At 41.5% G+C, this 26,167-nt stretch carries 28 protein-coding genes; 2 read left to right on the plus strand and 26 right to left on the minus strand.

The window, feature by feature from the left end; translation table 11 throughout:
- The first annotated feature begins 158 nt into the window (after positions 1-158).
- Entirely contained in the window at positions 159-440 is a 282-nt protein-coding gene (locus R8P61_08550) for a hypothetical protein (protein MDW3647098.1), read from the plus strand.
- Positions 441-653: 213 nt separating this feature from the next.
- Here R8P61_08550 and R8P61_08555 read toward each other — a convergent pair whose 3' ends face one another.
- Both R8P61_08555 and R8P61_08560 read right to left on the minus strand, forming a co-directional pair.
- Positions 654-1,709, minus strand: coding sequence for a methylated-DNA--[protein]-cysteine S-methyltransferase (locus R8P61_08555; protein MDW3647099.1), 1,056 nt, complete (start codon positions 1,707-1,709; stop codon positions 654-656).
- 89 nt (positions 1,710-1,798) lie between these two features.
- Positions 1,799-2,545: a class I SAM-dependent methyltransferase gene (locus R8P61_08560; GenBank protein ID MDW3647100.1), complete on the minus strand. Its 747-nt coding sequence runs from the start codon at positions 2,543-2,545 to the stop codon at positions 1,799-1,801.
- Between the two features lie 154 nt (positions 2,546-2,699).
- Here R8P61_08560 and R8P61_08565 point away from each other — a divergent pair, with 154 nt between their 5' ends.
- Entirely contained in the window at positions 2,700-3,287 is a 588-nt protein-coding gene (locus R8P61_08565) for a hypothetical protein (protein ID MDW3647101.1), read from the plus strand.
- On the opposite strand, the gene R8P61_08570 is transcribed toward R8P61_08565, so the two are convergent.
- From R8P61_08570 to R8P61_08685, 24 genes are all read right to left on the minus strand, one after another.
- On the minus strand, positions 3,284-4,483 hold the full coding sequence (locus R8P61_08570; protein MDW3647102.1) for a DUF3500 domain-containing protein: 1,200 nt from the start codon (positions 4,481-4,483) through the stop codon (positions 3,284-3,286). The genes R8P61_08565 and R8P61_08570 overlap by 4 nt on opposite strands.
- 17 nt (positions 4,484-4,500) lie before the next feature.
- A complete protein-coding gene (locus R8P61_08575) occupies positions 4,501-4,842 on the minus strand; it encodes a DUF6122 family protein (GenBank protein MDW3647103.1) in 342 nt (113 codons plus the stop codon).
- Between the two features lie 35 nt (positions 4,843-4,877).
- Positions 4,878-5,771 carry a hypothetical protein gene (locus tag R8P61_08580; GenBank protein ID MDW3647104.1) on the minus strand — a complete coding sequence of 298 codons (894 nt, stop codon included), beginning with the start codon at positions 5,769-5,771 and terminating at the stop codon, positions 4,878-4,880.
- Positions 5,772-5,934: 163 nt separating this feature from the next.
- The gene (locus R8P61_08585; protein MDW3647105.1) at positions 5,935-6,411 is read right to left on the minus strand and encodes a nuclear transport factor 2 family protein; all 477 of its coding nucleotides are present in this window, start codon (positions 6,409-6,411) and stop codon (positions 5,935-5,937) included.
- Between the two features lie 72 nt (positions 6,412-6,483).
- Positions 6,484-6,879, minus strand: a complete 396-nt coding sequence (locus R8P61_08590; protein MDW3647106.1) for a DUF5367 family protein — start codon at positions 6,877-6,879, stop codon at positions 6,484-6,486.
- A gap of 78 nt (positions 6,880-6,957) precedes the next feature.
- The gene (locus R8P61_08595; GenBank protein MDW3647107.1) at positions 6,958-7,515 is read right to left on the minus strand and encodes a TetR/AcrR family transcriptional regulator; all 558 of its coding nucleotides are present in this window, start codon (positions 7,513-7,515) and stop codon (positions 6,958-6,960) included.
- A 366-nt stretch (positions 7,516-7,881) separates the two neighbouring features.
- A complete protein-coding gene (locus R8P61_08600; protein ID MDW3647108.1) occupies positions 7,882-8,241 on the minus strand; it encodes a nuclear transport factor 2 family protein in 360 nt (119 codons plus the stop codon).
- A gap of 10 nt (positions 8,242-8,251) precedes the next feature.
- A complete protein-coding gene (locus tag R8P61_08605) occupies positions 8,252-8,836 on the minus strand; it encodes a hypothetical protein (GenBank protein MDW3647109.1) in 585 nt (194 codons plus the stop codon).
- Positions 8,837-8,849: 13 nt separating this feature from the next.
- Positions 8,850-9,347 (minus strand): GNAT family N-acetyltransferase, encoded by a 498-nt coding sequence (locus tag R8P61_08610; GenBank protein MDW3647110.1) that lies wholly within the window; start codon positions 9,345-9,347, stop codon positions 8,850-8,852.
- 31 nt (positions 9,348-9,378) lie between these two features.
- A complete protein-coding gene (locus tag R8P61_08615) occupies positions 9,379-10,167 on the minus strand; it encodes a DUF2059 domain-containing protein (protein MDW3647111.1) in 789 nt (262 codons plus the stop codon).
- Between the two features lie 144 nt (positions 10,168-10,311).
- Positions 10,312-10,767, minus strand: coding sequence for an SRPBCC domain-containing protein (locus R8P61_08620; protein MDW3647112.1), 456 nt, complete (start codon positions 10,765-10,767; stop codon positions 10,312-10,314).
- Positions 10,760-11,089, minus strand: a complete 330-nt coding sequence (locus R8P61_08625) for a metalloregulator ArsR/SmtB family transcription factor (protein ID MDW3647113.1) — start codon at positions 11,087-11,089, stop codon at positions 10,760-10,762. The genes R8P61_08620 and R8P61_08625 overlap by 8 nt, the downstream gene beginning before the upstream one ends.
- Before the next feature lie 105 nt (positions 11,090-11,194).
- Positions 11,195-13,621 carry a TonB-dependent receptor gene (locus R8P61_08630; GenBank protein ID MDW3647114.1) on the minus strand — a complete coding sequence of 809 codons (2,427 nt, stop codon included), beginning with the start codon at positions 13,619-13,621 and terminating at the stop codon, positions 11,195-11,197.
- Positions 13,622-13,654: 33 nt separating this feature from the next.
- Positions 13,655-14,623 (minus strand): cyclase family protein, encoded by a 969-nt coding sequence (locus tag R8P61_08635; GenBank protein ID MDW3647115.1) that lies wholly within the window; start codon positions 14,621-14,623, stop codon positions 13,655-13,657.
- A 63-nt stretch (positions 14,624-14,686) separates the two neighbouring features.
- Positions 14,687-16,348: an amidohydrolase gene (locus R8P61_08640; GenBank protein ID MDW3647116.1), complete on the minus strand. Its 1,662-nt coding sequence runs from the start codon at positions 16,346-16,348 to the stop codon at positions 14,687-14,689.
- Between the two features lie 63 nt (positions 16,349-16,411).
- Positions 16,412-16,951: a GNAT family N-acetyltransferase gene (locus R8P61_08645; protein MDW3647117.1), complete on the minus strand. Its 540-nt coding sequence runs from the start codon at positions 16,949-16,951 to the stop codon at positions 16,412-16,414.
- On the minus strand, positions 16,926-17,513 hold the full coding sequence (locus tag R8P61_08650) for a cysteine hydrolase family protein (GenBank protein ID MDW3647118.1): 588 nt from the start codon (positions 17,511-17,513) through the stop codon (positions 16,926-16,928). Before R8P61_08650 ends, R8P61_08645 begins: the two co-directional genes overlap by 26 nt.
- A 205-nt stretch (positions 17,514-17,718) precedes the next feature.
- Entirely contained in the window at positions 17,719-18,963 is a 1,245-nt protein-coding gene (locus tag R8P61_08655; GenBank protein ID MDW3647119.1) for a hypothetical protein, read from the minus strand.
- A gap of 81 nt (positions 18,964-19,044) precedes the next feature.
- Positions 19,045-20,259 (minus strand): serine hydrolase domain-containing protein, encoded by a 1,215-nt coding sequence (locus tag R8P61_08660; protein MDW3647120.1) that lies wholly within the window; start codon positions 20,257-20,259, stop codon positions 19,045-19,047.
- Positions 20,260-20,352: 93 nt separating this feature from the next.
- Complete coding sequence (locus tag R8P61_08665; GenBank protein MDW3647121.1) at positions 20,353-22,119, minus strand: arylsulfatase; 1,767 nt, start codon at positions 22,117-22,119, stop codon at positions 20,353-20,355.
- Between the two features lie 281 nt (positions 22,120-22,400).
- On the minus strand, positions 22,401-23,375 hold the full coding sequence (locus R8P61_08670) for a hypothetical protein (GenBank protein MDW3647122.1): 975 nt from the start codon (positions 23,373-23,375) through the stop codon (positions 22,401-22,403).
- Between the two features lie 103 nt (positions 23,376-23,478).
- Positions 23,479-24,039 carry a DUF4870 domain-containing protein gene (locus R8P61_08675; protein MDW3647123.1) on the minus strand — a complete coding sequence of 187 codons (561 nt, stop codon included), beginning with the start codon at positions 24,037-24,039 and terminating at the stop codon, positions 23,479-23,481.
- Positions 24,040-24,077: 38 nt separating this feature from the next.
- Positions 24,078-24,986, minus strand: coding sequence for an alpha/beta hydrolase (locus R8P61_08680; protein MDW3647124.1), 909 nt, complete (start codon positions 24,984-24,986; stop codon positions 24,078-24,080).
- Between the two features lie 292 nt (positions 24,987-25,278).
- Positions 25,279-26,154 carry an SDR family oxidoreductase gene (locus tag R8P61_08685; GenBank protein MDW3647125.1) on the minus strand — a complete coding sequence of 292 codons (876 nt, stop codon included), beginning with the start codon at positions 26,152-26,154 and terminating at the stop codon, positions 25,279-25,281.
- Positions 26,155-26,167 lie beyond the last annotated feature (13 nt).

Below are 26,167 nucleotides of genomic sequence, written 5' to 3' on the forward strand. Positions count from 1 at the left end.
TCTTTCGCCAAAAGTAACGCGGGAAAATCTTGTGAGGTTGTCGGAGTCGTTCAAAAAAAAGAAATATGCCCTGTTTTTAGAAATATTGAAATAGTTCTTCCGAAACAGATTAGCGATGAGTTTTGCTCGTTATAGTTTAAAACAGAAGATAGGTAGACATGCGATTTAAGAAAAGCGAACACAAAGTCCTGGTACAGCTCATCGAAGAAAAAGGCCTGGAAACTAAGAGCTTTTTTTTTAGCAAGAAAAGAGGAGTATTGCATGTCCAGCATCCAGATAAAAAAGAAGCGTTTACTTTCCACCGAAAAAATAGTAGCAGACTAAATGCTAATAAACAATGGGAAGATCATGAGGCTTACTTTTTCAATTTGCCTCATAAAGGAGCGAAGGAAATTAGCTGGGAAGAAGTCTGCGAGGCTTTTTCTCTTTGGCTTCCTTGATTAAGATTTGAGATGGTTTGAGATGGTTTGGGATGTTTTCCTACCTTCTTTAGAAAAAGCTGAAGCCAAAAATCGCAGAACCCAAAGCTATTCACACAAGCTGCACCTTTTCCCAATGGGCTCGGCAGGACCTACCCACTTGAGTACATTAATGACAAACTCATTTCCCCAATAAGTCAACACCTTTTTCTCAGCGCATCTGAAAGACCTGAATTAAGAAGAGTGTTTTTGCTCGTGATCCAGCAGCCATTGTTTCCGGGCCAATCCTCCTCCATATCCCCTGAGTTTACCATCCTTGCCAATGATTCTGTGACAAGGTATAACGATGGCTATTCGGTTGTTTCCATTTGCGGAAGCTACTGCCCGGGTCGAATTAGGGCGACCCATTCTTGCGGCCAATTCCTGATAAGAAGAGGTCTGGCCATAGGGCAATTTGATGAGGTTCTTCCAAACCGATTGCTGGAAATCTGTACCCGGACTATCGAGGGGAAAGTTGAAGCTTGTTCTCTGGCCAGCGAAATATTGCTCGATTTGTTTTCGAGCCTCTTTGATGTGTTCATTTTCCCCATGAATAATCCGTGCCTGCAGCAGCCTTTGTAAATCCTTGAATTCTGTTTCCAGCATTTTGCGGTCTACAAATTCGAGTAGGCAGACTCCCTTTTCGGTCGCACAGACAAACATAGGGCCTAGAGGACTTTCTATTCTGCTAATCAGAATTCTTTGCCCGCTAGCAGTTTTGCTCGGAGCTTTACCCATCAATTTCTTATAGGTATAACTAAATCCACTTAGGGATTCATAACCTGAATCGAAAGCTGTGTGAGTGGCATTCTTTCCACTCTTTAGTTCCAGAAATGCCTCATTGATGCGGTACATGCGCTGGTAATTCTGGAAAGTAATTCCATAATTCCCCTTGAACCATCTTCTCAATTTCTCTGGACTTATGCCTGCATCTCTGAGTTGCTGATCAGAAATCTTCTCTTTGGGATTGTCTTTTACCATACGGATGGCTGTCTGTATATCCGTTGGCATAGGAAGGGCATTTTCCGTCGGATGACAGATTTTGCAGGGACGAAATCCATTGTCGAGGGCATCTTTTACTTCTGAGTAGAAAATGACATTCTCTTTTTTTGGTTTTCTTGCCCGACAGGTAGCAATACAAAAAACGGAAGTGGTTTTTACCCCGACATAGAAAATGCCTACAAAGGTACTGTCCCGGTTCACCAAGGCTTCGTAATAGCTATCAATTTGCTTCTGTTCCGAAATATGCATGGGATTCCTGATTTTTTACGAAGATAGCAAGGGGAAAAGGCCTGCTGCAACCGAAAAATTGACAGGTATTTTTTTTCTGTGTAGGTGGCTTAAAGATTGATGCCGATGAGTAAAGGAATCTGCCAGCGGAAGCTTCGTTTTTTCTCTGAAGCTCCCCATGCATGCAATAATTCTGTACGGATTTTAAGTAAAGGATTTCTGCCCCTGACTTCTTTGTATCTTTGCACCGCTGAAAAGGATTCCAGCAAGCCCAATAGGTCTTCAAAATTCCCCTCTTTTTCCATGCTGAAATTAGGAGAAGGAATTTCGGGAAAAGGGAAAGGAATCGTTGTGTAAGAACGGTTTACGAACTCATTTTCCTCCTTCCAGAAACCTTTAAGGATTTCGTCATGGAAGTTCTGAATCAGGCTGTCCAATTCTTCACTTATGCCAGGAAGTCCATAGCTCCAGGCAGCGATCAATCCTCCTTTTTTCAGAATTCTTTCTGCTTCCGGATAAAAGCGCTCAAAATCAAACCAATGTAAAGCTTGTGCAATGCAAAGTAGATCAATGGATTGATCTAATAAATCACTTTCCTCTGCGCTTGCCAATCTGTAGGTGATCTGAGGATGTGCTCTTGCCTGTTCAATTTGGGATTGGCTGGGATCTGTAGCTATGACCTTATGGAAATGAGCAGATAGTCCCTGTGCAGCCTGGCCATTTCCCGTTCCGCAATCCCAGGCGAGTTCCTTCTTTTCGCAAAGTCCAGCCAGGTAGCTAAAAAGCTCGTCCGGGTAGTTTGGTCGGAACTTTTGGTAAATCGATGCATGCCGGGAAAAATGGTCTTTAAACTTCATGAAATCTGGGATGCAAGCATTAACTGAACAAAACAAAGCTAGAAAAGCTAGTATTTCATGCTAAAGATCGTCTTTTTGCTTGCAGGTTGTAAGCTATTTGTTTTAAAGTTTTTCTCCGATATAATTGTAGATTAAATTTCTATTGATACGAACTATGTTACACAGACGATCCAGAAAACTATTTAAGGGTATTTCCATAGGAATTCTACTAGTGGAATTTGTCTCTATCTTGCTGGCCATTTACCTGGGTAACCTGGCCTCGGATTGGAGCAAGGAGTCAAGTGAGCGTGATGCTGCTTCAAAATCTCTGAATCTTATTTGTAAGGAGTTGAACAAAAACCATGAGGAGCTTCAATACTATAGGAAATATTACAATCGAATGCTTTTTCTACTTGATAGTATCGAAAGCATCGGAGAATTCGAGAAATTCCATGAATTAAAGGAATACCAAAGCATTAATCCTCCCGGCATTTATACATTTGCCTATGATATAGCTGAAAGCAGTGGGAGGCTGGGCAATGTAGCGCATGAAAAAGCTGTCGCCATCGCTCGGATTTATATGTCTTTGAAAGGGCTCAACAGGATAATTGAAGAAATCCAGGTTATAGTCTTAAAAGGAGAACTGAATAGCCCAAGGGCCTGGCGAAGTAGCCTTAACTTTTTAAAGCAGCCTATCGATCTCTTTTATCGCGATTATCCTATGCTGGAATCTTATAAGGTCTGTACAGGTTCGAGTGACTAATGATGATGATCCTCTAAATGCTGCCTTAACAAATCCTTCCCATAATCATTTCCATTGGGGGTTCGAACAACGGTATGAATGTGGTTTCGTGTAGGCCCTTTTTTGTCCGTCGGAGCTCCAACAGCTCTTTGGTGATCAAATTCAATCAGGACCACCGGGCTATGAATTCTATAATAAAAAACTGCTTCCTCATCTGTAGCTCCTACCCAAGCGAACCAGGTTTGATCCCAATGCGCTTCTATTTCTTCCATTTTTACCCGATTATGACCTGCTCGCATATTGCTAATGTATTGGAAGGCAAGGTTGAGTAAAGCTGATTTATGCTCATCAGATAGTTTAGATGCTTTCAGTCCTTCATAATCCAGGGTGATATTGTCTTTGGCAAATTCTCCCTGATTATTATTACGTGTTTTTTCTGGGGAAATAGTAGCTTCTTTTTGAAGTTCGGGAGGAAGGGATTGCATAAATGCCAGGCCAATATTTTGCTCATCCTGAAAGAGGGTATTGCCCTTGTATTTTCCTGTGGTGGTGATAATAGGTTCTCCGCCCATAAAGGTGGGAGTCATAACGACCTGATCGCCAAGAATGAAATAATTGATGATGAGGTGGTGTCCATCCAATTGCCAGCCCCAGGGCTCTGTTTCTGAAGGAGTCCCCATAAAGGTGAAGAAATACAATTCTTCATCGAAGAAATCCTCATTGTTGTTTAGCTCGCGCAAGGTCTGATCTGTTTTCATGATATCCTTGCTCAATTGCAAGCCTTTGGCACTCAAAGATTCCTGCATGAGTTTGAAAGCTGCCGATTTCTGATCCGCATCCATGTCTTTTAAACTTACTCCCTGTCTTTCATAAATGCCATTGTCGACATTGGACCACATTCTCCACTCTATATCGTCAATCTCAAACTGAATTTCTTCTCGCATCTCATCACCCAGGCTATTGAGTAAGGCTTCTGCTGCCTGTTTAATAGGCGCTGTACTTACTCCTGTAGATTGGATAGGGAACATACCTATTTCCTTTCCCGTGGAGGTCTCCACTCCTCTAAAGGCTTCTGCCAGGGCTTTGTCTTCAATGTCTTTGAAGAATTTTTTGCCCATATACTGGAAGAAAGCATCTTTGCCAAGCCAATAGCCCAGGCCAGCTAAAACGAGTAAAATCAATAGGGCTATTCCAATTTTTTTAAGGATAGTAGTCATGGAATCTTCTTAAGTTTCTAAGGATTAATATACCACATCCAGAGACAATCCTGGTAATCGGTCAACATATGGTATAAAAGGCCCAGGGCTAGAATTCTGCTTTTGGGAAAGAAAAAGAGGATGAGATATAAGCCAATAGCCCATTCAGTATGCAAGGGATGAAAGCCGATACTACATCGGTCCGGGGAAAATACGGGTTCTGCCAGGAAATGATCCAGATCTACCAACATCGTGGCCAACATGATGAGCCAGGCTTTTTTCCACTGATCCCGGAAAAATATGTAAGCAATCAGGCCGGGAACCAGAAAATGTTGTCCGTAATGACTGATGCTTTGAAAGAGATCCAGGTAATTAGTCATGGGCGTCTTTAGCGCTTGGGCCCATGAAGATAAGGCTAGTTTAATTGATGTCCCAAAAACCAGGGCCAAAGGATATCGACTGCCACGACTCCTCTTGGGTTGTTGCCTCCATTTGGGTAAACATGTGCCATTTCCTTTACCATCATGAATTTGTATTCTGAAGCTTGGGAAGATTGCGGGCTAGTAAAAGTCATCAGGTTCCAAAGGGGAATATTGGGGTTTTCCGTGTAATCTGTTTGCAGGCCCAGCATTTCGCACATAGTTGTCAAGGAAGACCAGAGGAAAGAATGGGCTTCGATATCTGGGCCGCTAAGAGGGAGCTCTTCATTGCTTCCAATTTTCTCCAAAATTTTGGGATCCATACTTCCGGATATATTAAAAACCGGCATAATTCGGTTGCCACTGATGGGAAATGAAACAGGAATCCCTACTCCTCCGCTGACATTGGCTGCTGCGAAAGTATCTCCCATTCGAGGAACTATCTCACTTTTAACAAAGCCACTTCCATTTGAAAAGCCGGAAATATAAAGTCGCCTTTCATCCAGCTTGAAGCTTAGCTTCAGCCTGCGTACCAATTCCTCAAAGAAAGGGATGTCATCTTTGACGCTTTCTCCTGCAGCTAACTCTGATTCCAAGCCCCTTGATCCCCATTTTGTAGAGTTTCGACCATCTGCCAGGCGATATTCCATAGCCGTGGGAAAGACAGTGATAAAACCTTCTGCTTCTCCTTTCTCTTTCCAGCCGGAAATATTGTGAAATTTTGTTCCGTTGCCTCCGCTACCATGAAGCATAAAGACTACAGGACTTGCAATGTCTTCCTGATAGGATGCGGGTACATGGATTATGAAGTTCCGTTCATAGCCATCGATCATGAGCAGGTATTCATTCTTCCCTTGCTGCCAGCTAAGGATATCCGGATCAGTTTCCATGCCTACAGGAGCCTCCTCACAAGCTATGGGAAGGAAGGAGAATAAAAGTAAAAGCGATAGAAATGTCTTTAAATAAGAGCTGTTTATAAAAAGCATGGCAATGGCTGGGTTTATTTACCCTTTAGTTGCCAAAGCCCGCTACTTCGTAACAAAAAGTCAGGTCTTATTTGATTCTTCCATCGTGAAAAGCAGCTCTTTTCCAGTTCTCTCCTTCTTTGATCCAGACATTTGTTATTCGATAAGCTACCTGGCTTGTATCTGAGCCCAGGCGACTTTTTACGCTAATCCTCCCACTTAAAATACCTGTATTTCCTAGGATTTGTATCTGTTCCTGATCCAATCCATATTCCAATAATTCCATTTCTCCAGAATCTAAATCAGCTTTTCTTTGACCTATATATTCAAGCCAGGTTTCCTTGCCAATAGCTTCATAATAACTATTGCTGTGCTGATAGTTCTCAGTAATCATACTTCTTAATCGCGAGGTGTCTGCTTTAGCAAAAGCCTGGTTGAATTCCTCTATGGCTTCCTGAAGTTCGGACCTGAGCTCTTCCGGAGTAGCTTGTGCTTGCTTGCTCTCTTTGCAGGAAAGGAGGCATAAGAGAATGCTTGTGGATAGTGTAAGTGCGATTGTTTTCATGCCCCAATCTTACTTAATCTTTTTCAATTGAACCTGGGATTGGAAAGAATTATAGGATAGCTGGTCGAAAGATTAGTTGGCTAATTCTTTTCGATTTTTACTGTGGAGGAAGGTGAGGAGCAATCCGATTCCTCCGGCCCACAAAATCCAGGCTGCACCATGCAGGGCAATTTCGACGGATTCATGATAGATCCATTGGAACCAGGTCAAGGCGATTCCATCCAAAAAAATGGCTGAGGAGGTCATGATGACCAGAGGTTCCAGCATTTGCGATAGTGATAACTTACTCGCCAACATGCTTAGGTATATGGCCAGATAGGTAATCGGAATAGCTAGAATAAACATGAATAGGCTTAGCGGATTATCCTCTGTAAAAACCAGCTCTCCGAGAAATTTTACCATCATGGCTCCTGCAAACCAATAAAGGAAACCGAGGATAACGAATAGGGGAATTTGAGATTTTTTCATTGCGTATCAATTCTTGTTTTGAGGCAAGTTGATAAGCATGGGAGAAAATTTTTAGACGAAAGCGTCCAATGAGATAATTTAAAGCTTTTTGATTCCGCTTATGGTAGATTTGATTTGCTGGAAATATTGGCTAAGCCAGCTTTTATTGAGGGTTTCTTCGTTTATCTGGAGATAGAAATTCTCCAGGGCCAACTCAAACATATTTTTTGCCAAATGGAGGTTCCCCTCCAAGCCTAAATCATTGGCCCAGACTTCTAAGAGTGCTTCTCCTACTTCTTCATTGGCTTTTTCGAAACAGGCTTTATAGCTGGGATTGTCTCGATGGAAGCGCAATTGTCGATTGAACAAAAGGTCCTCTTTTACGCCAATCAATACATCAATAAGTTCCGGATCTATAGTCTTGCAGGATTTTTCCAATTCTGCTATTTCGGCGGATTGTTTCAGGTGATGGTCGAGTAGAAATTCCGTAAAGACTTCAAGGTCAGCAAAATGATGGTAAAAGGAAGATTTACTTTTGTTTACCCTACGTGCAATGACTTCCACTTTTAGTCCCTGAGGTCCTTCTTTTGCAAAAAGAGAATAGCCCGCTTTGATCCAGGGCAGAAGAAGGTCTTTTTTTGTGGAGGATGGGATCATGCTGTGATAAGGGATTTGTTATAGTTTAAAGTTACGATAATTTATTCTTCGAGGATTTTTTTGAATGTTTTGAGGGCTTGTTTCCATCTTTTTTAGAAAAAGATGGAGTCAAAAATCGCAGAGTCCAGAACCAGCCCACAAGCCGCCCCTTTTCCCGATGGGCTCTGCAGGGCCAGCGCGCTTGGGTAGGGAAAAGTGTTTGGGTATTTTTGTGTTAGGGTGCCAGGGTGCGGGGGCCGGGTTGCGGGAGGCTTTGCAGTAGCTTGATTTTTTGCGATGCCTGTCCCGAATAATCTATGAGGGATCTTTCTAAGGAAAAGAGAGAAGGCAATTTCTCTTCTCAACAAGAATCCAAAAAGACAATTTTTAGAGATCCTTGAGTTTCCGATCCTCCCGAATCTCACCCGGAATATTATAGTAAGCCACAATTTCCTGTATCAAGCCCTCTTTCACATAATGCCATTCACTTACTTCCAGACGGAAATCTTCTTGTACGGCTGTATAGCGAACACAGCCATGACGCTCTCCATAAATTTCATCGTGAATCTCAAATCGATGGTTGAGGAATTTATCTTTATTGGCCGCTACCAAATCTACATAAGCGGTTTTTCCTTTTATGATTCCATAAGGGCTTGTATGGGTGAAGGTATCTGAAATAGGCAGCGCCTGGAATTCTCCTTTCTCCCAGGCTTCAAACCAGCGCTTTATGAGGTCTCGGGCATTCATAAGATTGGTATTATTCTTTCATGTTGATTCTTTTGATCGTGCCATTTATGGGCGATACAGACACTTCTTTTTTCCCTTCTCTCACATAAAAAATAAAGCTACTGTTTTGCCCAATCACATGCACTTTCTCTGTCTCATTATCCAGAAAACTGATTTCGTCCAGCATTTTCAATTCTGCAGCTTTCATTTTATCAGCCGTCTTTATGCCTTTACCGACTCCTGTTCCCAGCAAGAGGGAAGCAACCATCAAAGCAATCAAGGGCATCTCTCGAGGGATCAAAGGTGCTTCTGCATATATATTATCCCTTTTTTCCACATTAAAGATTCTACTATACCATTTTTTACTTCTATGCTTTTTGTGAAAAGAAGGCTGAATAGCTACCCAGTAGGTTATAAAAAGGAAGATTAAAAAAAGGACGTACTCCTGGCTGAGATAAGCGATAGGGCTTAAGAGAACATCCATGACATCAGAATAACGGATGATGTTAATTCCCATAAATCCATAGTAAATAGAATCTCTGACTATACCCAGAATCAACAGGTATAAATACCCAAAGGATAGATAATCTTGTATTCTTAATTCTGATTTCTCCATAAGACTAGAAGGCTTATTTTTCTATGAAAAAAAATAACTGATTTCCCCGATCCACTCCCTGTTTCATTCCATTTTTAGCCAGAACTTTTGCGGATGCTTCATTATCCGGACGGCAGGTCGCATAGATTTGATCGAAATTGGCTTTCTCCAAAGCAAACTTCAGCACAGCTTCTACTGCTTCCGTAGTGATGCCTTGATTCCAATAGGCTTCCCCCAACCAAAAAGCAATTTGTGCCATCTTTTCTCCTTCTTTGTGGAGGCTGATTTCTCCGATGAGTTCTTCGCTTTCTTTCTGGATGATGGCGAATACGAATCTTTTATTCTGCTTAAACCCTTGTACCACATAACTGATTCTAAAAACTGCTTGTGGCTCCTCATAGGGATATGGGATATTGGGAATGCGATCCGCTATTTTTTTGTTATTGGCATGTTTGAGTAAAGCCGGTATATCCTCGATATCGATCTTTCTCAAGATGAGTCGTGGGCTATATAGGGTAGGGAAGTAGTCCATGATTTATGATCCAAAAAGAGCTGGGCAAATACTACTCATTCAACTTAGTCATCTCTCCTAATAAGTAGAAATTACCGTCTTTAAATCGGCTTAAATATTTGAAATTATTATTATTTACCTCAATAATGCTCACCTGGATAATTTTAGACCCATCGGTATCTTCTGGATCAATGAGGAGATATTGACTGTTTGACTGCCAGACTATCTGCATATTCAGGCTTTGACCATTTGCTTTTTCTATTTGCTTATTGCCTACGCGCAGTACTTCCGTTCGGATTGTTTTTTGTTCGCCATCTTCTTCAATTTCGGTGAAATATTCAAAGCTGCCTTCCCGGAATTTGCTGCAGTCTTCTTTTGTTGGTGAGTTGAATAAAAGCTCCTGAACCCTGTAAAGGCGATTGATTATTTTCTCTCCGAATTCTTCCCCCCATTTCTCTACACTCTTACTTCCTTCTTCCAGAATGATTGGATTTATCCTTTTCATTTTTTGTCCAACTTCACTATTCAAAAAGGCATTGACTTCATCGATTTCTTCTTCCGTAAAATATTCTTTATAGAATGGGATTATGATACTGATTAGGTCTTCATATGCCTCATCCAGTATGACCGTTTCGTGTTTCTTCCAAAACTTATCAGGAACTTGTTTTCTTTGAATTTCCTTCATTTCAAAGAGCGCCTTTTGAAATAGGAAGTCATAAGTTGTCCGGGTGTCGGATAATTCCAACATCAAACGGATTTTTTGCTCAAAATTATCTTCCTGGGCAGCTAGAGAAGAAAAGACTAATATTAAAGAAAAAAGGCAACAGCTAATTGATTTCATGTTTATGCTTAATAGGTTCATCTTTTAATCCTGGTAACCCAAATATATTCCAAATTGTGGATAATGGATAGTGTGCAAAGCCAGAATTAAAAAAGCGGCGAAATAATCGCCGCTTTTTTGTTATGTCACTGCTCGTTTTTTTGTCTAAACCTTTTCTTTCAAATACTCACTTAGATTATCAAACACAGAACCCCATCCCTTATAAAAGCCCATCTCTTCCTGCTGTTTGCAGTATTCCTCCGTCTCATGAATCACATGAAAGGTGAAATTTGTTTTGTCTCCAGCTTCTTCAAATATGGATTGCAATTCAACACCCTCGGTCATAGGCTTGAAATCAGCAGAGCTATGAATGCGTTTCAATTCTTCGATCAGGGAATAGATCCCTTCGGTAATAAATTCCGCTCCATTAGGCATGGTCATAGAATATCTCCATTGCCCACCAAGCTCAAAATTGTGCTCAATGATATTGACCTTCATGCCTTTGGGACCCCACCAGTGTGCGATGTGCTCGGGCTTAGTCCAGGCTTCCCAAACCAGCTTGATGGGAGCATTGAAAGTTCTTGTTAAGGTTAAGGTGCGATTCTCTAATTCCTTACTCATCTGTATCTTGTTTTGATTGTAATTTGTTTAAATATTCTTCGAAAGCATCTAGTTTTTCCTCCCATAGCTTACGGTAAGGTTCGACCCAATCATAGACCGGGGCCAGTTCTTTGGGCTGGATTTGGCAATATCTTTCTCTTCCTACCTTTCTGATCGCAATGATCCCGCATTCGTTCAGGATTTTGATATGCTTGGAAATAGCAGGCCGACTTATTTCAAAATTCTGAGCTACGGCATTTACCGTCAGAGATTCAGAAGAAAGTAATCCGATGATATCTCTACGTACCGGATCGGCTATAGCTTGAAAAACATCTCGTCTCATAGTTATATGTAACTGATCGGTTACTAATTTACATGTAACTGTTCGGTTACGCAAGGGAAATTGAATATTTTTTAGAAAAAAGGGGAGGAGAGAGGGTAAAATGGATTAGAACTTATAGCGAATTCCTAGCCTAATTACCTGAGTTTCATAATAGTTTTGGTATAAATTGGTAAAACCGTCCCCTTTAAGTTCTTGCCGAATTCCGAATTGGTTGAATAGGTCGTTTGCTGAAATTGTAATTTCTCCTTTCTGATTCCAAAGAGATTTTTTGATCCCGAAATCCAGAGAAGCTCGCGACAATTGCCGCCCTTGAGGGATATTGAAGGGGGCATAATACAAATAAGCTATTTGTATCTGCCAGTCTTCTGATAATTGGAATTGGTTCTGGAATTTTATGTCCCAGGTAGTACTCTGGGTTTTATCGATACTAAAGGGTCTTATGTAGGGAAATAGTAATTCCCCTGTAAAGGCATTTATGGTGTTCTGGTAAAGGTTGAAGCTCCCGCTAAATTTCCAGACTTCAGAGAATTGATGTGAAAAGAGGAATTCCAGTCCGGCTTGATTTCCACTCCCTACATTCTGATAAATGCGATTGACAATGTCATATTGTACGCTACTTGTATCTATGCTGTATACACGTGTGAAGGGATTGTCGATGATTCGATAATAAGTTGAGAAAAATGCGGAACCCTTTTCCCAACTATAGCGATAAGCCAGTTCAAAGTTTTGAGTGAACTGAGGCCTTAAATAGGGATTGCCGACTTTGAGCAATTCGGGATCATCGTATTTAGGGAAAACCCTTAATTCTGGCTCTCCAGGTCGATCTACCCGTCTGTTATAAAACAGAGAAAGTCCATGTCTGGGGTGAGGCTTTAGCGTAAATCGAATATTGGGATATAGTTCGAAATACTGGTAAGCATCATTTTGATCATAATAAATATTGACAGGATCTAATTCGTAAAAGACATAGGTTTGCTCAGCCCGTATTCCGGATTCAATTTCATAGCGAGGCTTTTCCCAGATATAATTCAAATAAGCAGCAAAAATACTTTCGCCCCAGGAAGAGTTGTCGCCGAGCTCGGGGTAAATAATAGAGGATTCTCCCTGTCCTATTTCGTAGGTAATAGGGATACGGCGAACTTGAATTCTACTTCCTCCTTCCAATCTGCCACTCTTGAGAGGTTTGGTATAGTTTAGCTGAAAAAGTCCGGTATGTTCAATGGCAATGATATGGGTAGTATCCTGGCCTATGCGAATAGAAGAACTATCTGTTAAGAAGTAGGCTTCATCTTCAATTCCTCTTGTGTATTGTAAGCTGCTCGAGATTTTATGCCCTGCTTGAGGGAAACTATGCTCATAAGCTGATCGGAAATTCAGGTAACCGGTCGTTTCTCGTTCGGACCAATGCCAATATCGATTACGGACATCGGTGTTCAGATTGATATAGGGTACCTGGGCTGTATCTATATGATTTTCATAATCAACTATGGCAGAAAAACTTAAGAGATTTCGTTGATCCAGTTGCCAATCAAGGCCTCCATTGACTATGTATTGGGTTTGGGTTCGATTTTCTGGTACCTGAGAAATAATGACTCTGCCATCCTCATAAGTCCGGGTATTAAATTCATTGTTCGGCAATTTTTTCTGGCGAAGAATTTCCCCTCGAATAAAGGCCCTCCATTTGGGCTGTGAATAATTGAGGCTTATGCTGGGAATATATTTGGGATTGAGAGAAAATCGACCTAATTCTGTCGGAAGACTTTCTTTTCGAGTGCTTATTTCTCCCAGGCCATAAGTAAAACCAACTTCTCCTGTCAGGCCTTCCTTTTTTTCTTTTTTGTATATAATATTGATGATTCCAGCCATTCCTGCTGCGTCATACTTAGCAGACGGATTATTTATAATCTCTATTCGATCGATGTTTGCCGCAGGAATGTTATCCAGTCCTTGTTGTTGACCAAAACCCGTCAAACTTGACTGCTGTCCATCTATGAGAATAGATACCTGATCACTTCCTCGAAGGGCAACTTTTCCTTCAGCATCCACAGTTATTCCAGGCAAAGTCCTCATGGCATCCAGGACAGAGCCTCCAGCTTGAGAAATATTTTCATCCAGATCAAAGCTTTTCCGATCGAGGGAAGTTGAAACACTGGCTATTTCCCCCTCAATGAGTACTTCGGAAAGCCGACTTTCTGAGGGCAAAAGTTGTATTTTCCCCAAATCATAATATCGATTTAGGCGTCCGATTAGGATGTCTTGCTGGAATGCCTGATATCCAATGTGAGTAATTCTAATAAGGAAACTGCCTGGCTTTATTCCTGTGATGCTTGCCCTACCGCTGGAGTCCGATAATCTCCCTGCTAATAGACTACTATCAGCTAAGCTAATAAGTCGAATACTTGCGCTTGTTATGGTGTTCTGAGTCTTCCCATCAAGAACTTGTAAGGAAAGGGTGGCGCTTTCTTGTGCCTGTAAGCTTAGCGATAAACAACTAAAGATCAGCAGGCTTAAAAAGATGTGTTGGTAGTTCAATGTAGCTAGTGTTTAATTTTAAATGGCATTGCCTTAAAATATAGCAATCGGGTTTAAAGGTGAGCCTGTCCCTCCTTCAATTCTTAACGGAGCAGCAGTAAAAAGAAATGCCCAACGATTTTGCTTTTTTGCCTCCATAAGAAGGTCCTCCAAATTGAGATTGTCCAGGATAGGAGTTCCCATACTATGCAGCACCAAAAGGTGAACGGGATGGCTTTGGCCTTCCACACCAGAGGGAAAAAGATCGCTGGCTCCATCCGAACCCAAAACTGCGATATCTCTTTCTCTCAACCAGCTAACTGCAGAGGCATGCAGGCCTGCTGCATTTTCACTATACTTCCAGGGGCCTCTCTGTTTTTCGCAGGCAAGCTTTCCGGTTCGAATCAAGAGTATATCTCCACTTTCAACTTTTATACCTGATTTCTTTTCCCATGCATCCAAATCAGAAGCGAGAATGGGTGTGCCGGGTTCCAAATAGTCCAGCTCTTTTAACCAGGGAATATCAACCAATATTCCCCTACTAAAAATCCCTTCCGACATTTGCTGAATGCCCAGTTTCTCAGCCCCATTCGCTTTTCTACTATCCGCAGGAAATCCATTGTACAATAGTTCGTCTCCAGCTATATGGCATAAAGCATCGATATGGGAATGGGCATAGCCATGGTAATTTATGGTATAGGTATCTCCTGCCCATTGGCCAGAGGTGCCCAATTGATGGATAAGCGGATCGCCATTATTTATGTTTTCTTCTTTTGAGAGAGGGTAGGCCAGGGAAACGGATACGCCTTCTTGTACCAAAGCGGCTGCAGCTACTTTTTTCTCAGCCGTGATGAGATTTAAACTTCCTTTCTGATCCTCTTTGCCCCATCGTCCCCAATTGGAAACTTCTTTTTGCCATGTTTTGAGTTGATCCCTTGAGACTTTTTCTGGCTTATTTTGGGGTAAAGCCGAAAGGGGGAAAAAGAATAATAGAAGGATAAAAGTAAGGACTGTATACTTCATAATGTATCTGTTAGGCTTTGTCCTATATAAGTTAACTAGAAAAATTGATCCGGAGTATTAGGTCTAGTCGGTCAATTCAAATACTTTTTTCCCTCCTACATAGGTTTGTAGCACCTGAACATCTTTGATTTTTCCCGGATCAATTTGAAAGAGGTCTTCACTCAGGACGACAAAATCTGCCAGTTTCCCTACTTCAAGGCTTCCTTTAATATCTTCCTCAAAGGAAGCAAAGGCTGCATCTATGGTATAGGCTTTTAAGGCTGCTTCCAAACTGATTTTTTGTTCAACTACCCAACCATCGGGATTTGCTCCATCCAGGGTTTGTCTTAAAAGGGCAGCATGAATGCCTTTGAGAGGAGAGGCAGGTGCTACTGCCCAATCACTGCCAAAAGTAAGTCTTGCTCCTGATTGAAGGAGGGATTGAAAGGCATAGGTCGTTTTGATCCTTTCCGGACCAATATAGGTTTCTGCCCACCTGCCATCATCAATGGCGTGATAAGGCTGCATACTTGCGATTACGCCTAATTCCCGAAACCTCTGTATATCTTCAAGAGCGATATGCTGGGCATGCTCGATTCTAAATCTACGATCCTTTGTTCCATTCTCCCGGGCCACCTGTTCAAAAATATTGAGCAAAACATGATTGGCTTTATCTCCAATGGCATGAACCATGACATGCAGATTGGCTTTGTCTGCCCCGGATATCCACTCGTATAATTCCTCTTCGGAATTGATGAAAAATCCTTTGTCATCCGCTTTGTCTGTATAGGCTTCATGAAAGGCAGCAGTATGAGAGCCCAGAGATCCATCCACAAAACCCTTTAAACTTCCACTTTTTATCCATTCGTCTTTTTGCAGCTTTCCAGCTTGCAGACTTTCCCAATCCTTCAAGGGAGTAGCCGCATAAATCCGGAGGTTTAACTTGCCTGATTCCTGAAATTTTTGTGCTGTTGCATAGCTTTCAAAATCCTCGAAAAGTGCATCCACATCATGTACACTTGCCACTCCATTCGAAAGGAAATATGCCATGGCAGCATCGAAGGCAATATCTTTTTCTTCCTCAGACATAGGAGGAATTTTATCCATGACCAAATTCATGGCATTATCCTTTAAGATGCCAGTAAGTTCTCCATCTTTATCTCTTCCTATACTTCCCCCAGCTACCTCTTTTGTGTGTTTATCCAGACCTGCAAATTTCAGGGCTGCCGTATTTGCTAAAGCCATATGCCAGTCCAGTCTGAATAGCAGAACCGGAGTGTTGGGAGTCCTTGCATCTATCCAGTCTCTATGGGGAAGCTCACCTCCCCAAAGGGTATGATCCCAATTTCCTTCCAAAATCCATTGTCCCTCTGGGATACTTTCGGCAAAATCACCCACTCTTTTGCTAAACTCTTCAGGAGAATCTGCATCGCGCAAATCCACACTTAATAAGCTTCTACCGCCTGTCATCAAATGAACATGACTATCAATGAAAGCCGGCATGAGAAACTTACCTGCAAGATCGATTTTCTGACTTTTCGAGGATAAATATTTCAGGATTGTTTCTTCTTTTCCTATAGCCAGAATTTTCCCGTTAGAGATTGCTAGTGAATTTGCAGAAGGATTTTGCTTATCAGCAGTCCAGATATTGGCTCCTGTAATGATTAAATCTGCTGATGGTTCTTGTTCGCAGGAGATAGAAATAAGGCTACTGATGAATATAAAGTAGTAGTAGAAAGTTCTCATCTGGGTCTTGAGTTAAGCATAGGCTAAATTTCAAGATTGCATTAATTTGAGCAAGAATGCAATTCAAGACCTAGTTTTCCTATAGGATTCCTTTATGACGCTATAGACTTCCGCATCCGAAATTTGGTCGCGGATTTGAAATCCATTCGGGACCAGGTACATATGCTCATAGGGAAGTTTTTGGGCAACTTTTTTGCTAGCAGGATTCTCCGCAGAGGGTATGATGCGTATCTGTTCCAATCCGACTTCTTCAAAACCATACTCAAGCAGAAAAAAGCTGGCTTGAGTAGCAATACCAAAACCAGTGGCTGAAGTCCTAACCCAATAAGCGATATTGGCTACTTTATTTTTCAGATCTAATTGCTCCAAAGCGCATCCGCCCAAAACCTGATCTTCTTCCGGATTCAGGATGATAAATTCACAGCCTTTTTGCTCCTTCCAGATGTTCGGAATCATTTCTTTTATCCATTTCTCAGTATCCTGGCGGGAATAATGTTCGTGAGCCCAGGGAAACCAAACTGAGAGTTCAGCAAGGGACTCTTTTACGGCTTCATAAAAAAGGGGAATATCCGTATCCTTATATTTTCTTATCCGAATTTCCATTTTGTTTCAGAGGGGAAAGCGAAGCGAGAATTTCGGCACTACTTTTAACTTCAATTGATCCTTGAGTTGGGAGCATGTTTTGCCAGACCCAATTGTAATGATCAATAACTTGTTTTGCACTGAGATTAGGCCTTTGCCCTGTAGTATGCCCATCCGAAACTACGGTGATATGATAGTCTTTGATCAGGGCAGATTGTATGCTGGATGCTACGCAAAAATCGGTCGCACAACCCGTGATGTATAAAGTATTGATTCCCTTATTTTCTAGTTGCTGGCGGAGACTTGAGTGATAAAAGACGTCATTGGCGGTTTTGTCTATCCGAAGATCAGTACCCTTAATCTGAATCTCATCCAGGATTTCCCAATCCCAATTCCCCTTTTCAAATTCTCCACTCCCTGTACCGTCATGCTGAATATGGATAACTGGCCCACCTAATTGACGAAAATGAGCGGCCAGCTCATTGATTCTTATTACCGTCCCTTCCGTATCAAAGGGAGGAGTTTCAGGGACAAAAGAACCTTTTTGCATATCGATGATCAGAAGGGCGGCTTGAGGATTCATATCAGCTTAGCTTAAGTACTGCACAAATCTAGAGATAAACAGCTACTAATGCTGTCATTGTGAGTTGGAACCTCCGGCGAAACAATCCCTTTGGCTACAAAAGATTATTTGGTTTTAAGGAGATTGATTCGCCTGTATTACAGGCTCTCAATGAAAGCGGTGCTGATAGTGTATTCGCAATGGCAGTTTTGTTGGAGATTAATCTTTACTTAAATCCAAATAAGAGTGGAAACAAAAAGGTAACTACGATGGTCCAGATGCTATAATAGGGCAAAAATGAGGTGATGGATTTCTTGACAGCTTCCAGACCTTCTTTTTCTTTTAAGCCTTTGAATAGATAATAAGCAACTATGCAAAGATTGCTCAGCATAAGCAGGTTTCCTCCCAAAACAGCCATTCGGTTAGGGGTAATTCCCCATTCAGCGATTCTAAATAAAATGGCTGAAAGCGCAATCCCATTTACGATAATAGTAACACCGGAAAGAGCTGTCAACATGATATGGGGAAAAGGGCTTTCTACGTCTTCTTCTGTTTCAATGATAGAGAACAGGATAATCGCCATAACTCCGATGAGCATGATATTGAAGACGATGAGGAAGTCTCTATCCGTATAAGGATCCTGGCCTGAGTAAATAATTGCTATGAGATATATCACTAGCGTAATCAGAACCAAGGGCGTAAATACCTTGGCGATTACCGGGGAAACCTTATTGACCAATTGAGGATTGGTTTGAACGAGGTAGGTCGCAACAATGGGGGCAGCGGCCAGCCCCCAAACGACGATATATTCTCCAAAAACCTTTTCAATATTGACATTAATAAGGTTGAAAAGACCTACACTTATTCCCGTCAGGATCATTCCCGAAATAAGAATCAAGGTAGTCATGACAATCAGATCTCCATTATATCGGAGGTAGTCCAGGCGTTTTTGATAATCCTTTAGTCCATCTCCCAGAAATGAAAAGCCCAGAATCGCCCACAGGAAAAGGGGCAAGTGGATAGCAGCCAGAATAAAAGTATGGCTCTCATTTTCATTGGGAAGTAGATTTATGTACAAGAGGGCGACGAAAAAGGCTCCTCCTATGGGAAGAATTTTTCGTACATCCAGCTTTTGCTTCCAACTGAAATAGGCTGCCAGAAATGGAAAGACAATAAAGGAGATGTTTCTGCTAAAGAAATTTTCCTCTGAAATTCCTGCTAAAGTCGGAATCTTGGCAACCAGGCCTGCAAGAAGGGCTGCAAAAACAACAAAGCTAAGTTCATTTCGTGTACCCCAGGAAATCTCCTCATCCTCATAATTCAATCGCTCATACCATACTCGAGCGGTTTCATTGCCTCCTATTTCGGGATAAAGTGCATTGAACTCTCGCTTGAATGTGGATTTATTCCCTCTGTAAAGCCGTTCCAGCTCATGGGGATTGTTGATTTGTTCCAGAATATTGTCTCGCATGGATCGCTCGGTTTAGTAGATTCAGAAAGCTTTGAATCGATCAAAGAATTGTGAGCAAGCGCGAAAATGAAGACTGGAATACTAGGCTGCTTGTCTACTGCTGATTTTTCGGACAATAAAGCGGACAAAAAATACCAGTCCTGTAAGTAGCAATATAGCGAATAAAGCGAGTATTGCATAGATTTTCCCATCAATGGGCCCAGTTAACATATGTAAAAAAAGATCAGCGCCCAGCTTTTCTCCATACTCTGAATTGGTAAATAGAACAATTCCCCAATCCTTTTCTACATCCATGACAAAGAAGGCATTGAAACCATAATTATTGCCACCATGTGAATAGAAATTGCCAATAGGCAGAATGGGCTTAAAAAATCCAAGGGTATATTTTACCTCAATTCCATCGAAATCCCCTACATCAGAATGGTTCTTAAAGAGTTCTTCATAGGAGGCTTCGGTCAGGATTTCTTTATTCATAAGGGAGATCATCCATTTAGAGAAGTCCAGAGATTCTGAGTGGATGGAAGCGGGAGCTACAAATTGATAGCGAGTGAGGCTATCGACATCTTGCTCCGGACTGATCCATTGGCCATCCTCATCATAAGGCTCAGCTTTATGAGTTTTTGCGAATTCATCCTGTATAAATACCGTATGCTCCAGCCCCATCGGTTGAGCAATCAGGCGCTGGAAGTTGGCTTCCAGCCCTTCCCAATCTGTTTGGTCTATATGTTTGAGGACCTTGGCGAGGTATTGATAGCCTTCACCTGAATAGGAATAATCTGTACCGGGATCAAATTGAATAAAAAGCTCTCCCTTTTCGTAATCCGTACGCCAATTGGGGAAACCGGAGCGATGGCTAAGAACCATGCGAGCCGTGATCTTTTTGTAGCGCTCATCATGCGCGATATCCGGATAGGGCATATATTCATAAAGCGGCCTATCCAGATCGAGTTTGCCGGCTTCCACATAGGTCATAACGAAATGGGCGAAAACAGATTTAGATAAGGAGGCTGCTTCGAATATGGTTTTTTCTGTTACCGGAATGCCTTTTTCCCTATTAGCATATCCAAAGACATTATTGTGAACCACTTTCCCTTCATTGATAAAGGCTACTGTCAGGCCTGGCATATCATATTCCTCCATTTTATCTGTAAGGAATTTATCCAGACTTTCTACAGAAACATCAAATCCGAGGAAGCTGTCAACTTTTTGATCCTGACTGCCTGAACAGGAAAGAAGAAAAAGAAAAATAGGAGAAATCAATAGTAGCCCTAAGGGCTTAGTTTTGTGCGTGTGCATGACGATAAGATTAGGTCCAGGTAAAAGTCTGCTAAAAGCAGCTTTATACATGGACGCTTTAAATCAGAATTTGGTTGCAAAGCAGATCGGGAATCATGCTTCTATTTTTCTCCCCAATTTATAGAACACAATAACTCCCAGCAGGATAAGAATACCTATGATCCAGGGCATACTTTTCTGCTTAACATTATCTATAAATTTTCTTTTGATTTCACCTGTTTGGCTATAGCCTTCCGGCATTTCCAATACGCCATATTCTTCACAGTATTCTCGGTAGTATTCCATCATTTCCTCAAAAAGCTCCGGCATTTTTTGGGAAAGGTCCTGTGTCTCACCAGGATCTGAAGAAATATCATACATATACCATTTGTTATCTCCGTAAATAGGCCCATTCCTCACAATTTTCATATTCCCTTTAAATAATGCAGCATTTCCCGCAACTTCTACCGCCACATATTCATCTTCTTCATGAATCCTTTCCTGCGTATTCTGGATAAGGGGATAGAGACTTTTTCCATCGAAATAGTTTTGGGGATAAGAAGCTCCGACGATATCCAGAATTGTGGGAACAACATCTGTAACAAAACTGAAGGCGGATTTTGTTTTGCGAAAAGCCAGGCCTGCTCCAGAGACAATCAAGGGCACCCGAAGGCCTCCTTCTCCTGCATAGAATTTGAAATAAGCACTTGGGGAAGCAGCTGCACTGGCGAATTCCGGACCAATGAAATTCCAGGAACCTCTCTGTCCAAGATTGTCATATTCTCTATCATAACCCGCCCATTGAAGCCATAAATCCATGCCAGCAACCAAAGAAGGATCGCTTCCTTCTGGCCCATTGTCCGAACTCACAAGAAAAACGGTATTATTTAACTTTCCCTGCTCTTCCAGATAGTCCATTAAGCGCCCAATATGAAAGTCCATGGCCTCGATCATGGCAGCATTTACGGCCATGGCCTTGGCTTTGAGTTGCTTTTCTTCTTCTGTCTGACTTTCCCAACTATTTAAAAAGGGTAACATTTCTCCCAATTGTACGCTTGAATCGATGATGCCCAATTCTATAGCTTTCTCATATCTTTCTTGCCTGATCACATCCCAGCCCTTATCATATACTCCATCATAATTCGCTATAAATTCTTTGGGAGCCTGTACAGGAATATGAATGGCCTGGAAAGCGAGATAGGAAAAGAAAGGAGATGCTTTATCTTCTTCTTCGTCGATAAAGGAAATTAATTTGTCTACCAGAGTTCGGGAGGAATAAAAATCCTCTGGCAGGTCTATCTCTTTTCCATCCTGGTACCAGGGAGGTTTGGATTGAGTAGGTAAATAGGCTTTGTGTTCGTAATTATCTGCTCCTGATGCATCCAGAATATAGCTTCTATCGAATCCTCTTTTTGTCGGGAGCGTATTTGGGGAATGTCCCATATGCCATTTTCCACTTACATAGGTATTGTAGCCTTCTGCCTTCAATAAAGTACCCAGGGTTTTAACCGTATCGTTTAGAATTCCCTCATATCCGACTTCATTTATTTGCTCAGGAGGAAGGAAGAGGGGAAGATTTGGTACTCCCGTTTTATGACTATCCATGCCTGTCAACAGCATAGCACGAGAAGGGGCACAAGAGGGGGAAGTGTGGTGATTAAAAAAACGGATTCCAGAATGAGCTAATTGATCGAGGTGGGGCGTGGAGGCTTCTCCTCCATAGCTTCCTAAGTCCATCAGGGACATATCGTCTACCAAAATCAGGATAACATTTGGTTTCTGAATAGGATCAGATTGGGCGAAAAGGATAGAATTGGGAATATAATATAGGATGATCAATGCGATGCATTGAGCTTTGAGGTAGTAGTGAGTAGTGCTCATATTCAGATTTATCCGTCAAAAATGGGAAGGATACCAGGCATGTCTGACTTTTTATAAGAACTAAAAATACGAATTTGAGGGGCAAGTTCAAGTATGGGCTAGTTTGCATCAAAATAGCAGCCTGTAAAATAGCTATTTCTAATAAAAGCGGATTTTTGAAAAGAGAGTTCATTCCAATCAGCTGGGCCCTACGATTTTTGACTTCCCTTTTTCCTGAAAATAAGGGAAATACAACTCCATTGAAACTTCAACATTTTCATAAAACCCTCATTTATAGAATACTAAAATGGAAGGACGAGGAATTCTTCTTTTTGGCAATCCAAAATGAGTTTACTATCCAGAAAGGCTTTATTCCCCAACCATCCTCCTATATCTGAAAAAGGGGCTAATACCCCTTGCACAGGCGTATACATATCTATATAACTGACCCTTCCTAAGGCTAGTTTTGTTCCTCCTATTTCCATTTGCAGTGAAGTCTCTTTATGACAAATGGGAATACTATTTCCCCAGGAATTGGTTTCGTAGCGGATGAGAGGACTTTCATCCCGGGAATAATCTTCAAATCTTCCTTTGCTGGTAATAAGGCCAAAGGCACTGCTTCCAGAGTCATAGAATAAATCATGCTTTTTCCCATCCAGAATAGCTGGTAGCATCATTCTTCTTCCAGCAAAATTAAAATCCTCAAATGGAAGACTCGCATCCATTTCTTCCGGCCGATTCAGGTAAATATCTATCTGTCCATTTTTGAAATCGATGATGCTGACCTTTTGATCCATGATATCTGCTCCCAAGGTGCCTAGTTTTATTGGGCTTAAGCTATCATCGGGCTCAAAATTCCTCCCATAATTCTCAAAAACAGGAAAACTATCAGCTGAAAGAATCCCATTGCCAATTAAGATATTAAAATCGAGCAAGAAGCCTTTTGCTTCCTGCCATTCGAATCCTTGTTTCTTGAGGGAGTTGAGGGGGCGACGATAGAGCAAAGAATGGGGAGAACCTGTATCCCATTGGAGGTAAAACCTTTGTGAAATCCCCTTCAGGCGAACGGGCACCTTTATAAGGTCATGGGCTTCCACTAAATCCCCATATTTTCCAGCGGCAAAATGAAAATCAAAAGAAATACTGTCTTTATCCCATTTGACATAATTAGGTTTTTCATGGAACCACATCGAATTGAAATACTGGATGCCGATACCTGTAAGGATCGAAAGCAGCGTAATGAGAATCAACAAGCCTATAAGGATCTTCTTCCACATAAGAGGAATAATAAAGGATGAGAAAATGAAGGATGGCCTGCAAGGAAACAAGCTTCATTCATATATGCCTTATTTTCATGCCGCCATTTTTACGACAATTTGCCTAGATGAGTCTTAGCGGCAGATTCAGGAAATCATATTCTTCTTTTTGTATGTGCAAAGCAGTTTTGAAAATGAAGAAAAGATTGAAGGCAATTCCCAGGAAAAGAAAGATAAGGATAAGGGGAGTGGAGAGACTGAGCCCAAGATTTATGAATGGAGCTAATGAAAGGGACAGAAATAGGCAAAGGGTCCAGATGATCTGATAATTCAGAATCTTGCGTCCTGCCTGATCGACTTCTGCTATGTCTTTATTTCTTTTCCAGATGAATAAGGGGACCAGAATATTGCTAAGAGGTAAAATGAAGAAGCATAAGCCAGAAAGATTGATCAGGCTGATGATTTGTTTAGGAGAATCCTTTTTCTGATCCTTTTCTGAATAGAATGCTTTTAATTGGAGCCTATCTAATTCAAAACTTTCAGCTAAAGCACCTAAGCTATGCCCCTTGGGAGCACGATCTTCTTTTTCAAGTCTTTGGATGGTTCTCAGAGAAAGCCCGCTCTTATCGGAGAGCATTTGTTGAGTCATTCCCTGTTTTTTTCGAAGAGACTTAATAGGATTCATGTGCTAGCTGTTAAATTTTGAGGAAGTGGCCATTTTGCCTATGCATAAGTTCTTATGATTTCCTCCATTTTTTGGATGGCCGGACCATAGGTTTCTATGCCATGCCCTACACCTGTAAAAACTTCTGTTCCTTTGAGATTGGGCAAATATTTACGGGCATTTTTGAGCGAATTATTATAGGGGAAAAGTAAATCCGCATCTCCTTCAAATACATAGGTATCCGGCTTTACTTCCTGAAGCTCTTTTCCCATAAAATAAGGCTTTTGCGTTTTGTCTTTGTATTGTTTGATGGCAAAGACCTCATAGTCAATGACCAGCTTCATAGCTTTTTCACTCAATACATGCTCTGGAGCTTGAAAGACCAGTTTCTCCAGGAAAAGTTGGACGTTTTTTCGGCTGGTTTTGAAAACTGGCAGGAGGTTGTAGTAAAGGTTAGTCCAGCCTAATGAAAATGGACTCAATCCTGCTGAATTGAACAAAAAAATGGATTGTATCCTTTCTGGTGCTACTATGCCTATTTTCATGGCGACTTCTCCCCCAAAAGAAGCGCCTGCCAGAAAGACCTTGTCTAATTCCAATTGATCCAGAATCTCTTTTCCCCATTTTCCATAATCGAGGCTTTTAATATTGGGACTATTGCCCTTACTAAAATTGGGTAATCCATTGGTTTCAACAAGAATGAGGCGGAAAGCATCGCGTAAAGTTTTGAGTTTGTTGTCCAGGTCCCAGAAAAGGACAGTGGTACGAGCTCCGGGAAAGAGGATCAAAGTCGGTAGATCTTGTCGTTCAAGATTGTGGGTCCAGATATGTGTTTCACCTAAAGAGCTTATAAGCTTAAGAGAATGATAGGTATAGCCATTTATTTCCTCCAACTGCTTACCCCAGTTCTTAAGATATGTGAAGTCTTTTTCAGGATTTTTAAAGAATGATTTTCTATGGATTTTCACAACTGAAAATTATGCAAGCTGAAACCTAATTCCAATTAGCAAAGAGATGATACTATCAATAAATATACTTAAGAAAAGCCAGCCCTTACGAAAATCATGAAGCAATCTGCTCGAACACTCCTAAGATTTTTATTCAAGGAGATTGATTCCGACTCTCATTAAAAGCTTTATCTCAGCTGTATCAGATCTTGTTCATCTGTTCTTATTAGACTAAGGGGGAAAGCCTGAGTTAATTCGACTTTCCCCCTTGTTTATAATTCTGATCGTTGATCGCTTTTGTAGTAATCAGGAACTAGGCTTTATTTAAACTCAGCATGTTTTCGATTCCATTTCCCTGATAGATGGCTCGTGTGGTTTTATCCAGGCTTTCATTATAAGCTTCAATGGGTTCCCTTAGAGCCATGAAATCCACGACTGTTCTAAAGGGTTTTTTTCCAAAGGGAAGTTCCAGCAAATCGACTACTGCATCTGCCACTCGCTGAGGTCTTTGCATAGGACTGCTTTCCATATATTGATGAAAGGCTTTGATGGAGGCAGTTGGGGCATGTACCATTTCGCCATAGCCTTTGGCTCGTTCCGGATCACTGGGTTCTATCATAGCACCCATGAAGGTAGTAGGGAAACCTCCGGGCTCAATGATGCAATTTTCAATACCGAATGGGGAGAGTTCTGCTCGATAGCCTTCCACCATAGATTCAAGGGCGTATTTGGAAGAAGAATACATCGCAAGGAAGGGGACGGTAACTCTACCTATGCAACTGGAAGTATGCAATATCGTTCCTTTTCCTTGTTTGCGGAAATGAGGCAGGACTGCTCGCATCAATCTTTGGACACCGAATACATTTACTTCGTATACACGCTTCATGTCTTCGACGCTGAAAAGTTCCTGAATGCCATTGGAACCTATGCCCGCATTATTGAAAACGATATCCAGGCCTCCCAGCAATTCCAGGGCCTTGGCAATACCGGCATTTACACTGGCATCATCTGTAACATCCATTTCCACCAGCTGGATTCCTGCTGCCCTCAATTCTGCAGAGATATCTGCATTTTTTCCACTTGTGGAACGCATAGTACCTACTAGCTGGTAGCCTTTGCTCTGAAGACTTTTACATGTTAGAGAACCGAAAGCTCCGCTGGCCCCTGTTATTAAAATTTTCTTACTCATGTCTTTGAATTAT

This window comes from Bacteroidia bacterium, assembly GCA_033391075.1.
Lineage (GTDB): Bacteria > Bacteroidota > Bacteroidia > J057 > J057 > JAWPMV01.

Excerpts from the sequence above, each read along its gene's own strand:
- R8P61_08550 (MDW3647098.1), top strand. The coding sequence starts at position 159 with ATGCGATTTAAGAAAAGCGAACACAAAGTCCTGGTACAGCTCATCGAA.
- R8P61_08555 (MDW3647099.1), bottom strand. The coding sequence starts at position 1,709 with ATGCATATTTCGGAACAGAAGCAAATTGATAGCTATTACGAAGCCTTG.
- R8P61_08560 (MDW3647100.1), bottom strand. The coding sequence starts at position 2,545 with ATGAAGTTTAAAGACCATTTTTCCCGGCATGCATCGATTTACCAAAAG.
- R8P61_08565 (MDW3647101.1), top strand. The coding sequence starts at position 2,700 with ATGTTACACAGACGATCCAGAAAACTATTTAAGGGTATTTCCATAGGA.
- R8P61_08570 (MDW3647102.1), bottom strand. The coding sequence starts at position 4,483 with ATGACTACTATCCTTAAAAAAATTGGAATAGCCCTATTGATTTTACTC.
- R8P61_08575 (MDW3647103.1), bottom strand. The coding sequence starts at position 4,842 with ATGACTAATTACCTGGATCTCTTTCAAAGCATCAGTCATTACGGACAA.
- R8P61_08580 (MDW3647104.1), bottom strand. The coding sequence starts at position 5,771 with ATGGAAACTGATCCGGATATCCTTAGCTGGCAGCAAGGGAAGAATGAA.
- R8P61_08585 (MDW3647105.1), bottom strand. The coding sequence starts at position 6,411 with ATGAAAACAATCGCACTTACACTATCCACAAGCATTCTCTTATGCCTC.
- R8P61_08590 (MDW3647106.1), bottom strand. The coding sequence starts at position 6,879 with ATGAAAAAATCTCAAATTCCCCTATTCGTTATCCTCGGTTTCCTTTAT.
- R8P61_08595 (MDW3647107.1), bottom strand. The coding sequence starts at position 7,515 with ATGATCCCATCCTCCACAAAAAAAGACCTTCTTCTGCCCTGGATCAAA.
- R8P61_08600 (MDW3647108.1), bottom strand. The coding sequence starts at position 8,241 with ATGAATGCCCGAGACCTCATAAAGCGCTGGTTTGAAGCCTGGGAGAAA.
- R8P61_08605 (MDW3647109.1), bottom strand. The coding sequence starts at position 8,836 with ATGGAGAAATCAGAATTAAGAATACAAGATTATCTATCCTTTGGGTAT.
- R8P61_08610 (MDW3647110.1), bottom strand. The coding sequence starts at position 9,347 with ATGGACTACTTCCCTACCCTATATAGCCCACGACTCATCTTGAGAAAG.
- R8P61_08615 (MDW3647111.1), bottom strand. The coding sequence starts at position 10,167 with ATGAAATCAATTAGCTGTTGCCTTTTTTCTTTAATATTAGTCTTTTCT.
- R8P61_08620 (MDW3647112.1), bottom strand. The coding sequence starts at position 10,767 with ATGAGTAAGGAATTAGAGAATCGCACCTTAACCTTAACAAGAACTTTC.
- R8P61_08625 (MDW3647113.1), bottom strand. The coding sequence starts at position 11,089 with ATGAGACGAGATGTTTTTCAAGCTATAGCCGATCCGGTACGTAGAGAT.
- R8P61_08635 (MDW3647115.1), bottom strand. The coding sequence starts at position 14,623 with ATGAAGTATACAGTCCTTACTTTTATCCTTCTATTATTCTTTTTCCCC.
- R8P61_08640 (MDW3647116.1), bottom strand. The coding sequence starts at position 16,348 with ATGAGAACTTTCTACTACTACTTTATATTCATCAGTAGCCTTATTTCT.
- R8P61_08645 (MDW3647117.1), bottom strand. The coding sequence starts at position 16,951 with ATGGAAATTCGGATAAGAAAATATAAGGATACGGATATTCCCCTTTTT.
- R8P61_08650 (MDW3647118.1), bottom strand. The coding sequence starts at position 17,513 with ATGAATCCTCAAGCCGCCCTTCTGATCATCGATATGCAAAAAGGTTCT.
- R8P61_08655 (MDW3647119.1), bottom strand. The coding sequence starts at position 18,963 with ATGCGAGACAATATTCTGGAACAAATCAACAATCCCCATGAGCTGGAA.
- R8P61_08660 (MDW3647120.1), bottom strand. The coding sequence starts at position 20,259 with ATGCACACGCACAAAACTAAGCCCTTAGGGCTACTATTGATTTCTCCT.
- R8P61_08665 (MDW3647121.1), bottom strand. The coding sequence starts at position 22,119 with ATGAGCACTACTCACTACTACCTCAAAGCTCAATGCATCGCATTGATC.
- R8P61_08670 (MDW3647122.1), bottom strand. The coding sequence starts at position 23,375 with ATGTGGAAGAAGATCCTTATAGGCTTGTTGATTCTCATTACGCTGCTT.
- R8P61_08675 (MDW3647123.1), bottom strand. The coding sequence starts at position 24,039 with ATGAATCCTATTAAGTCTCTTCGAAAAAAACAGGGAATGACTCAACAA.
- R8P61_08685 (MDW3647125.1), bottom strand. The coding sequence starts at position 26,154 with ATGAGTAAGAAAATTTTAATAACAGGGGCCAGCGGAGCTTTCGGTTCT.